The organism is Microcoleus sp. S13_C3, from assembly GCF_036700905.1.
GTDB lineage: Bacteria > Cyanobacteriota > Cyanobacteriia > Cyanobacteriales > Microcoleaceae > Microcoleus.
On sequence record NZ_JAUBPT010000195.1, the window covers coordinates 1,338 to 13,781 of the forward strand.

The 12,444-nt window shown below is 46.6% G+C and carries 15 protein-coding genes and 1 pseudogene; 7 read left to right on the forward strand and 9 right to left on the reverse strand.

The window, feature by feature from the left end; translation table 11 throughout:
• On the reverse strand, positions 1 to 815 hold an 815-nt coding region (locus QUA16_RS32370), incomplete at its 3' end, for a cobalamin biosynthesis protein (RefSeq protein WP_333103040.1).
• Between the two features lie 120 nt (positions 816 to 935).
• On the opposite strand from QUA16_RS32370, the gene QUA16_RS32375 reads away from it, so the two are divergent.
• Positions 936 to 1,298: a hypothetical protein gene (locus QUA16_RS32375; protein ID WP_333103042.1), complete on the forward strand. Its 363-nt coding sequence runs from the start codon at positions 936 to 938 to the stop codon at positions 1,296 to 1,298.
• Between the two features lie 50 nt (positions 1,299 to 1,348).
• Here QUA16_RS32375 and QUA16_RS32380 read toward each other — a convergent pair.
• Positions 1,349 to 1,591: pseudogene (locus QUA16_RS32380) on the reverse strand (TetR/AcrR family transcriptional regulator); the annotation flags it as partial.
• Between the two features lie 75 nt (positions 1,592 to 1,666).
• On the opposite strand from QUA16_RS32380, the gene QUA16_RS32385 reads away from it, so the two are divergent.
• The gene (locus QUA16_RS32385; RefSeq protein ID WP_333103045.1) at positions 1,667 to 2,029 is read left to right on the forward strand and encodes a hypothetical protein; all 363 of its coding nucleotides are present in this window, start codon (positions 1,667 to 1,669) and stop codon (positions 2,027 to 2,029) included.
• An 8-nt stretch (positions 2,030 to 2,037) separates the two neighbouring features.
• Here QUA16_RS32385 and QUA16_RS32390 read toward each other — a convergent pair whose 3' ends face one another.
• Positions 2,038 to 2,559, reverse strand: a complete 522-nt coding sequence (locus tag QUA16_RS32390; protein ID WP_333103047.1) for a GNAT family N-acetyltransferase — start codon at positions 2,557 to 2,559, stop codon at positions 2,038 to 2,040.
• A 24-nt stretch (positions 2,560 to 2,583) separates the two neighbouring features.
• A complete protein-coding gene (locus QUA16_RS32395; protein ID WP_333083393.1) occupies positions 2,584 to 3,201 on the reverse strand; it encodes a TetR/AcrR family transcriptional regulator in 618 nt (205 codons plus the stop codon).
• Between the two features lie 309 nt (positions 3,202 to 3,510).
• Here QUA16_RS32395 and QUA16_RS32400 point away from each other — a divergent pair, with 309 nt between their 5' ends.
• From QUA16_RS32400 to QUA16_RS32410, 3 genes are read left to right on the forward strand one after another with little or no spacing between them, the layout of a single operon-like run.
• Complete coding sequence (locus QUA16_RS32400) at positions 3,511 to 5,106, forward strand: pitrilysin family protein (protein WP_333103049.1); 1,596 nt, start codon at positions 3,511 to 3,513, stop codon at positions 5,104 to 5,106.
• A complete protein-coding gene (locus tag QUA16_RS32405) occupies positions 5,084 to 5,284 on the forward strand; it encodes a hypothetical protein (protein WP_333103052.1) in 201 nt (66 codons plus the stop codon). Before QUA16_RS32400 ends, QUA16_RS32405 begins: the two co-directional genes overlap by 23 nt.
• Before the next feature lie 8 nt (positions 5,285 to 5,292).
• The gene (locus QUA16_RS32410; protein WP_333103054.1) at positions 5,293 to 6,774 is read left to right on the forward strand and encodes a pitrilysin family protein; all 1,482 of its coding nucleotides are present in this window, start codon (positions 5,293 to 5,295) and stop codon (positions 6,772 to 6,774) included.
• 212 nt (positions 6,775 to 6,986) lie between these two features.
• Here QUA16_RS32410 and QUA16_RS32415 read toward each other — a convergent pair whose 3' ends face one another.
• The 3 genes from QUA16_RS32415 to QUA16_RS32425 form a co-directional block, all read right to left on the reverse strand.
• The gene (locus QUA16_RS32415) at positions 6,987 to 7,247 is read right to left on the reverse strand and encodes a hypothetical protein (protein WP_333103056.1); all 261 of its coding nucleotides are present in this window, start codon (positions 7,245 to 7,247) and stop codon (positions 6,987 to 6,989) included.
• A gap of 257 nt (positions 7,248 to 7,504) precedes the next feature.
• Complete coding sequence (gene asnS, locus QUA16_RS32420) at positions 7,505 to 8,896, reverse strand: asparagine--tRNA ligase (protein WP_333103057.1); 1,392 nt, start codon at positions 8,894 to 8,896, stop codon at positions 7,505 to 7,507.
• Between the two features lie 119 nt (positions 8,897 to 9,015).
• Positions 9,016 to 9,381, reverse strand: a complete 366-nt coding sequence (locus QUA16_RS32425; RefSeq protein WP_333103059.1) for a DUF2203 domain-containing protein — start codon at positions 9,379 to 9,381, stop codon at positions 9,016 to 9,018.
• A 258-nt stretch (positions 9,382 to 9,639) separates the two neighbouring features.
• Here QUA16_RS32425 and QUA16_RS32430 point away from each other — a divergent pair, with 258 nt between their 5' ends.
• Positions 9,640 to 9,915 (forward strand): DUF6439 family protein, encoded by a 276-nt coding sequence (locus QUA16_RS32430; RefSeq protein WP_333103061.1) that lies wholly within the window; start codon positions 9,640 to 9,642, stop codon positions 9,913 to 9,915.
• Between the two features lie 265 nt (positions 9,916 to 10,180).
• Here QUA16_RS32430 and QUA16_RS32435 read toward each other — a convergent pair whose 3' ends face one another.
• A complete protein-coding gene (locus QUA16_RS32435) occupies positions 10,181 to 10,669 on the reverse strand; it encodes an anti-sigma regulatory factor (protein WP_333103062.1) in 489 nt (162 codons plus the stop codon).
• Positions 10,670 to 11,020: 351 nt separating this feature from the next.
• The gene (locus QUA16_RS32440) at positions 11,021 to 11,335 is read right to left on the reverse strand and encodes a hypothetical protein (RefSeq protein ID WP_333181643.1); all 315 of its coding nucleotides are present in this window, start codon (positions 11,333 to 11,335) and stop codon (positions 11,021 to 11,023) included.
• A 31-nt stretch (positions 11,336 to 11,366) separates the two neighbouring features.
• Between QUA16_RS32440 and QUA16_RS32445 the strand changes: the two genes are divergently transcribed.
• Positions 11,367 to 12,278 carry an alpha/beta fold hydrolase gene (locus QUA16_RS32445; RefSeq protein WP_333103066.1) on the forward strand — a complete coding sequence of 304 codons (912 nt, stop codon included), beginning with the start codon at positions 11,367 to 11,369 and terminating at the stop codon, positions 12,276 to 12,278.
• Positions 12,279 to 12,444: the final 166 nt, after the last annotated feature.

Genomic DNA, 12,444 nt, shown 5'->3' on the forward strand with positions numbered 1-12,444 from the left:
TCACTCTTTGTGGAACAGGCATCTTGCCTGTTGTTGAGAATTGTGGAACAGGCATCTTGCCTGTTGTTGAGAATTGTACGGGCGGGCAAGATGCCCACCCCACAAGCCGATTCACTCTTTGTGGAACAGGCATCTTGCCTGTTGTTGAGAATTGTGGAACAGGCATCTTGCCTGTTGTTGAGAATTGTGGAACAGGCATCTTGCCTGTTCTTGAGAATGGTACAAGATATTAGTTCGATCGCACAAAGTGCCGCGGCTTCTGCTACACTAGGCGTCCCAACTTGTTTGACTACAATATTTGAAGGGTTGGGGACTTCTACGGAACTTAAAATGTCAGCAGCAAAGGTTTTTAACGGCCAGTTTCGCGCTTGACAAAGTTCTAATAACCCGACTTCACCTGCTTTAGTGTCTATTGTAGCAATACCTGCGATCGCACTTTCCGCTAAATGATAAGCACGGCATACTTGTTTAATCGCTGTTTCGATTAATTCTCGCCCTGTTCCGCGTTCACAACCTATCCCTACCCACAACACTCTCGGATGCCACTGAACCTTTGGTAAAGCAGATTCCGGCGAAAATCTTCTCTGGGTGAAACTAATCCAAATTCTGGCTTTGATAGTTGATAAAATTTCCCCCTCCCAATACAAAGAATGTTTTTCTGGCAGACTGTTTTGCCACAAAGTAGAACCAACTTCTTGAATTACTTCGACAGTTTCCCCTCTAGCAAGAGCCGCCGCTACTCCTGTCCAGTCACCTTCGCCCCGCCTCCAACCGCTGGGGATGTCTAGCATATCTAAAGTAAATTCATCGTTCATTATTCAGTTATCTATTCTGTAGTTTCACTGATCCCGCAATCTTAAAAAAAACTTAACACTCTGTTTAGTGAAAATTTTGGTAATATTGTAGCACAAACTACAAAAAACCAAACATTTAAGATGGTAGAACTAAATCAGTTAGTGTTAGAGCTTGAAAGCAACCTCAAATCGGAAGGAGTGAAAAAAGAATGGAAAGAGCGCCGGTCAAGTTGGGTTAGCGGTGTGGCAGCATCAGTTAACCTGACATATCTAGCAGAATTGCTAGTTGAATGGGAATCAAACTTGCAGGGAGAATCGGTTGATATTCAGTGGCAAGAGCGTCGCAACCGTTGGGTAGAAGAATGTCTGGGAGCATCGATTGTTCAAGAAGTATCAAGTTTATTGCTGGAACTTGAAACCAATATAAATTCGGAAGCTATGGCTGATGAATGGCAGCAGAAGCGGGAGAAGTGGGTACAGCAAATGCACAAATTTAACGAGTAGTTTCGAGGAGTCAGAGCCTGTAGATATGCGTTTTCAGGCTCTATAATTTCCTAATGACTAATGACTAATTCTTCATCTTTCTGCCAAACCCCATTCAGAAAAATATCTGCGAGTCCTTCAGCCATTTCCTGCATTTGCTACCGAGAATGATTCGCTTCCATAATCGTATTTTGACTGAAGGGCGCGACTGCAAACATTCCCAAAAATACCTGAGCGACAATCTTCGGATTCATCTTTGGATAAACTTGTTTTTCCATCGCCGTTTCCAAAAAAGCCTCAGCAAAATTGCTCACTATAAAAAACCAACACTCTCAATCAATAAAATTTGTACAAAAATAGCACAAACTGCAAACAAGACAAAATTTAATATGGTAGAACTAAGCCAATTACTGTTAGAGTTTCAAGCCCACCTAAACTGGGACGCAGTGAGGGAAGAATGGAAAGAACGTCGCGACTGTTGGATGAGCGAGGTGTCAGCAGCAAGTGACGAAAAACACCTAGCCAAATTGCTAGTTGAATTAGAATCAAATTATCAGCGAGAAGCGGTACAAAGTCTCTGGAAAATGATCCGTGAAAGTTGGGTAGAAGAATGTCATATAGCATCTACGCTGGAAGAAGTATCAAGTCTCTTGCTGGAACTTGAAAGCAATACAACTTGGGAAGTAGTGACGGATGAATGGCAGAATAATCGGGAGAAGTGGGTACAGCAAATGTACCAATTTATAGAGTAATAATTCACTTAGTCAAAATCCCCTTTCATGGTGAATGATGTCCCTCCTGTGCGGTTGATTGTCGCGCTTCCCTCAATTACTTTAAATCCCGATCGCTCGTACAAACTCAGGACCCGATTCGAGCTTCTGACACTCAGGGATACCGATCGATAAGAGACTTTTGCTGCTGACAGCAAACGATCCAGCAACTGCGTTCCTACACCCTGATTTGTATATTCTGGAAGAACGGCGATCGCCAATTCCGGGATAGTATTGTCAACCCAGCCAAACCCCTTGTCATCCTCTGTAAACAAACGCAGCCAGGCGGCTCCTACTGGCTGGTTCCCGTTCAATTTGATCGCTGCGAAACCCAGATCGTTTGCCCGTCCCCAATTCTTGACATATTTCGCAATTAAAGGATGATTCACAACCGCTTGCACCGTTGATTCACCTTCTTCTGCCATGTGCGCCGCTTCATACAGCATTTTCCACAGAAAAGGCTCGTCTTCCTGCGTTAGCGGCCGAATAGAATAGTGCAAAATTTGACTCATAACAACTTTTGCCTGTTGGTCTAATTATTCATCTTTCAGCAAAACCCCATTCAGAAAAATATCTGCGAGTCCTTCGGCCATTTCCTGCATTTCCTGCGGCGAAGCATTGGGCTCCATAATCGTATTTTGACTGAAACCCGCGACTGCAAACATTCCCAAAAATACCTGAGCGACAATCTTCGGATTCATCTTCCGATAAACTCCTTTTTCCATCGCCGTTTCAAAAAAAGCCTCAGCAACATCGCTCATTTTTCCGATGACTTCCAACTGAATTCTGTCGCGCAAATCCGGGTGAAATTGCGCCTCCAAAAAACACACCCGCATCATGTCGCTATTCTCGCGGATATTCAGCATCCGTCGCCGCATCACCTGAGCCACTGCTTTGTAACTGCCCATCTCGCTTAATTCAGTCAGCAAATCCGTCAGCAACTCCACCCATCCTTCCGTCGCCACCTCAATCAAAATCGCTTTTTTATTATCAAAATGCCGAAATAGCGTACCCTCGGCTACCCCCGCCGCCGCTGCTAAATCGCGAGTTGTCGTGCCGTCGTATCCGCTGCGGGCAAACAACCGCTGAGCGGCTTGTAAAATCCGCTTCTTGGTTTCTGTTTCAGAAGGAGGAGACTGATTAAAAATTCGCATGGCTTTGCAATCGGTAATTGGCTACTTGGAACTACGGGAGCTGGACTGAGGGACTAATTGATGTTAAGTTTTAAAAAGAATCTCTGGCATTGAGGGCAAACATTTTTTTGTTTGACAATCCAAAATCCAAAATCTAAAATCTAAAATCGAATGACCCTTTGTGAGATTTGCTGTATCAGCCTAACATCTGCGGCGCAACAGATCGCTTATGCCTCCAAAAATCTTTATCCTGAGAAAAGAATCTCTGGCCGAGCACAAACATTTTTTTGTGTGACACTCCACAATCCAAAATCTAAAATCTAAAATCGAATGACCCCGCAGTTCCAAAAACCCCGTGAAGCGAAGCTATCCCCTAGGGAATCGCCCGATCGCCAAACTCGATTCATTGCCTCCCTGCTGGCTGCTGTACTGCTGTGGTGGGGACTTTCCCCCGAAATCGCCCTCGCCCGCCCCAACCCCGCTAGCGGCTCCCAAGCAGTCTCTGTTCAACCATCGCTCGATCGAGTAATCAGCCAAGTCAGCGAATTTAAGCTCGACAACGGCATGAAATTCATCGTACTCGAAAGGCCCAGAGCGCCCGTAGCATCGTTTCTGATTCACGCCGATGTCGGCGGCGCCAACGAACCCGACGGCCAAACCGGTGTCGCTCACTATCTCGAACATTTAGCCTTCAAAGGCACGCCAAAAATTGGCACTACCGACTACAAAGCCGAAAAGCCGCTGCTAGAAAAACAAGACCAACTCTTCGAGCAAATGCAAGCAGCCAAGGCCAGCGGCAAAACTGAAGAAGTCGCCCCATTAAAAGCAGAATTTGACAAAGTTGAAGCCGAAGCTTCGCAATTTGTCAAGCGCAACGAACTCGGCAAAATAGTGGAACAAGCAGGCGGAGTCGGACTAAATGCCGCTACTTCCACCGACGCCACTATGTATTTTTACAGCCTGCCAGCTAACAAGTTAGAACTGTGGATGTCGCTAGAATCCGAGCGATTTCTAGAACCAGTATTTCGGGAATTTTACAAAGAAAAACAGGTAATTTTAGAAGAGCGCAGGCTGCGAACCGAAAATTCTCCGATCGGACAAATGGTTGAAGTTTTTGCCGACAAAGCTTTCTCTGCTCATCCCTACCGCCGCCCGGTAATTGGCTACACTGAAGACATTAAAAACCTCACCCGCAGCGACGTGCAGAAGTTTTTCGACACTCACTACGTCCCCAGCAAGCTGACTGTAGCGGTGGTAGGAGACGTGAAAGCTTCGGAGGTGAAGCGACTCGCTCAAATTTATTTCGGCCGTTACAAGGCGAAACCAACCCCTCCAGAATTGCAACTTGTCGAACCTCCCCAAACGCAAACTAAAGAAGTCACACTGCAATTAAAAACTCAACCTTGGTATTTGGAAGGATACCACAAACCGGCGATGAATCATCCCGACAATGCGGTTTATGAAATGATTGGTTCTTTGCTCAGCGATGGCCGCACTTCTCGGCTTTACAAATCTTTGGTAGAACAACAGCAATTGGCGCTGGCTGCTCAAGGTTTCAGCGGTTATCCGGGGGAAAAGTATCCGAATTTGATGTTATTTTACGCTCAAACTGCTCCGGGCCGCACGGTTGATGAGGTGGCAGCAGCTTTGAACAAGGAAATTGAGCGCCTGAAAACTGAGCCGGTTTCTGCTTTGGAATTGGATCGCGTGAAAACTCAAGCGAGAGCCGATTTGTTGCGATCGCTCAATTCTAATATGGGCATGGCATTTGCGCTGGTGGACTATCAAGTAAACACCGGTTCGTGGCGAAATTTGTTCAAGGAATTGGAGGCGATCGCGGCTGTTACTCCCGCTGACATTCAGCGTGTCGCTCAGGCAACTTTCCGCCCGGAAAATCGCACTATTGGTAAGCTTTTGCCGCTTTAAGGAAGTCAGTTGGCAGTTGGCAGTTGTCAGTTGTCAGTTGTCAGTTGGCAGTTGGCAGTTGTCAGTTGGCAATTGTCAGTTATCTGTTGTCAGTTGTCAGTTATCTGTTGTCAGTGGTGAGCTTTCCCGCGAACAGCCAACAGCGAACAGTCAACATTTGTCAGAATGTATAACTTAGGAGAAAGAATGAAAAGGACTAAATTGAGACTGAAAAAAGTAAAGTTATTTCTGCTGTCGCTTTGCTTTTTTACTGTTTCACTGGGCACGTTTAATTTGTTACCTTCCTTTGCGGCGGCACCCAAACACTACGACGAATTAACATTTCCCCCGCTGGCAGAAATTAAACTGCCTAAATACACTCGCTTCGAGCTGAAAAATGGCATCCGGGTGTATCTTATGGAAGACCGGGAACTCCCGTTAGTCGGGGGAACGGCGCTATTTCGCACGGGCGAGCGCTTTGAACCTGCCGATAAAATTGGACTGGGAGGTTTGACGGGAGAAGTGATGCGAACTGGCGGCACAAGTCGGCATACGGCTGATGAATTAAATCAGTTGCTAGAACAGCGAGCAGCTTCGGTAGAAACGGGGATTGATGTTAGTTCGGGCAGCGCTAATTTTAGTGCTTTAGCTGAAGATTTGGAACCCGTGTTTGACTTATTTGCAGAAGTGATTCGGGAACCAATATTTGCTAAGGAAAAGTTGGATTTAGCGAAGAACCAAACTCAAGGTGCGATCGCCCGCCGCAATGACGATCCTGACGATATTACCGGTCGCGAGTTTCAAAAGTTAATTTATGGCGATCGCAGTCCTTACGCGCGCACGGTAGAATACAAAACCCTCGCCAATATTTCCCGCGACGATTTGGTGAGTTTCTACCAGAAATATTTCCATCCCAAGAATATGATTTTGGGTATTTCTGGCGACTTTGATACAGCTAAAATGCGATCGCTCGTCGAGCAAAAATTCGGCAACTGGCAACCGACTCAAAGTGCACAAGTGCCTGCACTACCAACGGTATCGCCAGCAAATGGGGGCGGCATATTTTTGGTAAATCAGCCGCAATTAAGCCAAAGTTACGTGCAAATGGGACATTTGGGCGGAATGCTCAGCAGTCCAGATTACGGTGCTTTGGACGTGATGAATGGGGTTCTCAACGGTTTCGGTGGTCGTTTGTTTAATAATGTGCGATCGCGCCAAGGTTTAGCTTATTCAGTATACGCAGCTTGGAGTCCGAGGTTTGACTATCCGGGGGTGTTTGTAGCTGGAGGCCAAACGCGATCGGATGCCACAGTACCGTTTATCCAGGCAATTCGCGCCGAGATCGATCGTATCCGCACCGAACCAATTACCCCGGAAGAATTAGCTTTTGCTAAAGATTCCACCCTGAATTCTTTCATCTTCAAATTTGAAAATCCCAGTCAAACTTTGTCGCGATTAATGCGCTACGAATACTACGGTTATCCCGAAGATTTCATTTTTCGCTACCGCCGCAGCATCGAAGCAGCAACAGTTGCCGACGTGCAGCGCGTAGCCAAGACTTACTTGAAACCGGAGAATCTGGTAACATTAGTAGTGGGAAATACGGCAGCAATTCAACCGCCGTTATCGAGTTTGGGAACTTCCGTAAAAGTGCAATCTGTTGATATCACAATTCCCCCAGCGACTTGAGCATGATTAGTTTGACGCACCAGCCTCTTATTTGGTGCGTCACTATGAGATTGTCACTCTAATTTTTTAATTTTTGATGGCGACACACCCTACTGCTATCTTGCTGAAGAACTCGATTACTAAAGCTCTGGAATACCGAAACTACCTAACTGACTAGAGTTTGTCACACCAACCCATACTTGAAATTGAATTATTGAAGGTTTGACTGTAATTTATTTCGGCATACCAAAAGCTTTATTTGGCTGGATTACCTCACACGGAGCGAAACTGACTGCTTCGTTAACCTTAATGATACTTCCTAAAAAATCGCCTTCTGGAGTGTTATAAAATTCAAGGGAGCGCCCCTCAACAGGAGGATAAGGCATAAGCGTAGAAAATGAACCGAAACCACACTCTTTATTTACACAAATTAGAATAGACCAGAGGTATACTCCAAACTGCGTCCCATAAATCGCTGTATCTGATGAACTCATTATTATCCCCTTTGATTTAAAAATGGACAAGATAGCAGATATTGTATTATATGCCCACCATTCAGAGTTAGTCTACCGTTGTGGCGATGGCTTTCAATTACCAGCTTGTTCAGGCTCGGAGCGCAAATGGCTAGACAGTTACCCATGTCCGATAACTGTTCTGGGTTAACGTACCACAAAATAAGGTGTTTTTAGTGAGGACTTTAGTCCTTATAAAACACGATAGCAATAAAGTCCTCACTACAAACAATCCTCAGCTAAAAATCAATGCTCAAAGGCGCTCTCGGAAACGGAATCACATCCCGAATATTCCCCATGCCCGTCATAAACTGCACTAACCGTTCAAATCCCAAACCAAACCCAGCGTGAGGCACAGTCCCGTAGCGGCGCAAATCCAAATACCACCACAATTCCTCCTTATTCATACCCTGCGCTTCCATGCGCCGCTCCAACACATCCAGCCTTTCTTCCCGCTGCGAACCGCCGATAATTTCCCCAATATTAGGAGCCAAAACATCCATTGCTCGCACGGTTTTCTCGTCCTCATTTAAACGCATATAAAATGCTTTAATCCCGACGGGATAATCGCTAACAATTGTCGGCTTTTTAAACAAGTCTTCCGCCAAATAACGCTCGTGTTCCGACTGCAAATCTAAACCCCAACTTACCGGGAAATCAAACTTTTTGTCTGCTTTTTCCAAAAGTGCGATCGCCTCCGTATAAGTAATCCGCTCGAACTGATTATTAATGATATTTTCAGCAGTAGCCAAAACCGTCTTGTCAATGCGCTCATTGAAAAACTCCATATCTTCCGGGCAACGCTCCAAAACGTATTTAAAAATGTACTTTAAAAACGCCTCAGCCAAATCCATATCTCCCTGCAGATCGCAGAAAGCCATCTCCGGTTCAATCATCCAAAACTCAGCCAAATGTCGCGAAGTATTAGAATTTTCAGCTCTAAAAGTCGGCCCAAAAGTGTAAACATTGCCGAAAGCCATCGCCATAACTTCCGCTTCCAACTGCCCGCTAACTGTTAAATAGGCGCGCTTTCCAAAAAAGTCTTTAGCATAATCAACCTCTTGCGAATCAGTGCGCGGCACATTCTTTAAATCAAAGTTGGTAACGGCGAACATTTCCCCCGCACCTTCGCAGTCGCTAGCAGCAATAATCGGAGTGTGAACCCACAAAAAACCGCGTTCTTGAAAAAATTGGTGTACCGCCGCCGAACAAGCATTGCGGACTCGAAAAACAGCACCGTGGGTGTTTGTGCGCGGCCGCAAATGCGCGATTGTCCGCAAAAATTCAAAGGAATGGCGCTTTTTTTGTAGCGGATAAGTTTGCGGGTCTGCATCGCCGTAAACTTGTACTTGTGAGGCTTTCAACTCAATTCGCTGTCCTTTTGCTGGAGATGCTACCAGCACTCCCGACACTTCTAGAGATGCACCTGTATTCAGTTGTTTCAGTACATTTTCAAAGTCTGGCAAATCGGAATTTATGACTACTTGCAAGTTAGCCATCGCCGAACCGTCGTTGACTTCGACAAAGGCAAAATCTTTCAATTCGCGCTTAGTGCGAACCCAGCCTTGAACAGTTACAGTTTCCTCTGGTTCACCTGCGCGCAAAATCGCTGCTATTCGTTGATTTGTCATAATATCCACTCCTGTTTATTTAATATTTTGCACCATATTTCTCTCTTTTCTCTTCCTCTGCGCCCTCTGCGCCCTCTGCGGTAAATAAAAAAATCAAAAATTGTAACTCCCAACATCCTTCAACCTGCATAGGATTTCAAAATCCAACCGATCAAAATGCCAAGCCCCCCAAACCGAACTGCTTGCCAAAAAGGTTGTTTTATGCTTCCCCACGAAAACAGGCTGCTTTCTAAATTCAACTCGATAGTTTCCAATTCTTGCTCAATTTCCCGCAATTCTTTTTTGAGTTCCGGCAATGGATTTCGGCGCCCCGACTGGCGGATTTCTTCGCGCCGATGGCCGAGTTCGACTTGGCGCTGTCGATCGACCTGAATTTGAGTGTACCGTTCTTTGACTGCTGCGAGCGATCGCTCAACGGCTGCGAGCGCTTGAACAAACTCACTTTCTTGCTCTTCGGGATTTAACTCTGACGGCTGTTGAGGCATTTCGATCTGCAAACCTGACAATAATTTAAAAAAACCAATTCGCTATTTATAGCCTTTCTCAGTAACAGGAGGTGCTCTCGCGGGCATAGGGCATAGGGAATAGGGAATAGGGCATAGGCCTCCGTGGGCATAGGCCTCCGTGGGCATAGGACTCGCCCCCATACCTCACAACGCGATCGAACCGCTATAGTTGTTATTATGTTCAGTATATTATTTGTTAAATTCAGAAACGGCCGCCAATCCGTATAATTGCCAATTATGCTTGAAACTACACAAACAACCCAAACTGTCAACCTCAACGAGCTGAGCACGGTAGAACTCGCCCAAGCTCTCGCCGCGCGCCTCGCCATCGGCGAAAAAGATTGGCACCGCCTCAAAGCCAACCGTTCCGCGCGGGCCTGCGAGCAAGCTGCGGCCGCTTTGGTCTTTTTGCTCAAAAAACAGCCCGAAGAAGCTCTCCCGCGCTTAAACCAAGCAGCAGGATGGCTGGATCGATCGATATCTGCTCCTCCCTGTCCCACCCACGGCAAATAATTAGATTGCTTCGTTCTTCGTAAGGCTTCGCGGTTTTGAGTTTTGACTTGAGTAGTCGCTCAAAACTTAGACAATCGCGCCACTCGATCGAGTAGCGCGATTGTGAGTTCAAAAGATTTATACTTTTTTAACTCAAAACTCACATTTTGCATTATGATCAGCTATCAATAGCCATAGCGTTCAAATTCTCACTGCAAGCTTGAGCCCGAAAACGAAAAATTTTCCAGGTGTAGCTGAGGTGAAAACTGCTGCTTTCATAGCGGTGCTAGCGCAAGCGAGGCAGTCGGTAGGGACTAGCAAGTTCTTTGCACAGCCGTAACTCTGTACCTTCAGAATTCCACTCTACCCGATCAAATATTTGGTAAAGAATAAACAACCCCCTACCACATTCCTGTTCCACATGGGGTAGTCCAGAGTTATCTGCAACATCCTCTGCGAGGAGACTGTCGCAATCATCGGTATAAAGGTTGCAACTGCAAGGAGCCTTAAAGCCAGAACCTTCATCCGATATCACCCACCAATATTGGTTTTGGACGATCGAAAAACGGACTCCAACAGTTTTACCGGGATCTAATTTGTTTCCATGCTTAGCAGCATTTACCAAAGCTTCTTGAAGCCCCAACCGCAATTCCGCTTGCCAGAAATCTGGCACTTCTGCTAGGAGCAGATCCAAAATAGGACAAAGGTATAGAGTAGAAGCGAAGCTAATCGTAATCCAATTGCGTCCGACGGGACGAGGTGAAATAGCAATCACTCAGAAAACTCCCTAACTTTCAGGTGGATAAAGTTCACACCCTGCATAGTTGGCTCCCTAGTATTCAAAATGCTAATTAATTGAGCTGCGCTGCTCTACTTCTATCTTAGAGTATCAAAGCAATTAAGAACAGCAAACAACGTCACAAAATATTCAGCGATTCTGAGAAACTTCTGCAGAGAACCATCAGTAATTTTACTTATAAGTTCTCCTAGCAGCGAAATTTTTGAGTTTGACTTTTGCCAACTAGCAACCAAACGGCTAGCTGCATCCCCTAAGCCGTCAACAGCTACCTAACAAACGATCCCCACCTTGAAAAGCTCGGAAATAACTATAAAAAAGTCGATCCCTTCACCCTCGCCCATCAGGTTCGACCCTCGCAGCCCCTGGGTAAGCGCCATCGCCCAGAACTTGCTTTTGCCGCCAAACAGCCAAATCATCATACCTAGGTATGTTGCAGCCCAAACCCGATTTATTTTCCCAAATGCGATCGGGCCAAATATCTCCCATTGCTGCACCCCTCACAAAATCAATATTTGTTACAAAACTTATTAATTCTGAGTGCGGGAGATCGCGATATCTCAACTCGCCAAAATTGACCAATCCTTTGCGGGCGAAACTCCGGGGCGTTGTTCCAACTATATAAATCTGAATGTCGCGATACAATAGTTAAAGTAAATAATTATTTCTTTACATTATGAAAGCAACCCCAGCCATAACCGCAGCCCCCATAGCTGGCACTTACTGGCAGTGGCGAGGGCATTCAGTATACTACGTTCGATCCAGCGATCGGCATCCAGAACGCCCTCCCCTGCTGTTAATTCACGGTTTTGGAGCATCCACAGACCACTGGCGCAAAAATATCAGCGGCCTGAGCAAAGACTTTGAAGTGTGGGCGATCGACCTGATCGGATTCGGGCGATCGGCAAAACCCGAATTGCAGTACAGCGGCGACCTCTGGCGCGACCAACTCCACGATTTTATCACCAACATCATCGGCCGGCCCGCCGTACTAGCCGGCAACTCCCTCGGAGGCTACGCCGCCTTGTGTGTAGCAGCCGGGCGCCCCGAATCAGCAGCCGGACTCATATTAATCAACAGCGCCGGCCCCTTCAGCGAACCGCAGCCCGCACCCGAAGCCCCGCCCTTGCAAAAAGCCATATCTGCAGTAGCTAAAACCTTATTTCAGCAAGATTGGGCAAGTTTTCTGCTGTTCCAGTACGTGCGCCAGCGATCGACAATTCGGAAAACCCTAGAAAAAGTATATCTCGACCAAAGCGCCGTCACAGACCAATTAGTAGAAGAAATATACCTTCCCTCCTGCGATCCCGGTGCCCCCAAAGTATTCGCCTCCGTATTCCGAACACCCCAAGGCGAAAAAATTGACGTATTACTTAGTCAATTAACCTGCCCGTTGCTAATGCTGTGGGGAGAAGGCGATCCGTGGATGAATTCCACAGAAAGAAGCGCTAAATTTCGCAAACACTATCCGCAGTTAACAGAACACTTTATCAAAGCTGGTCACTGTCCCCACGACGAAGTACCAGAACAGATAAACGAACTGATTCGCGCATGGATAATTGACAAGGGCATAGGGCATGGGGCATAGGGCATGGGGCATGGGGCATAGGGCATGGGGCATAGGGCATGGGGCATAGGGCATGGGGCATGGGGCATGGGGCATGGGGCATGGGGCATAGGGCATGGGGCATGGGGCATGGGGCATGGGGCATGGGGCATGGGGCATGGGGCATGGGGCATGGGGCATGGGGCAT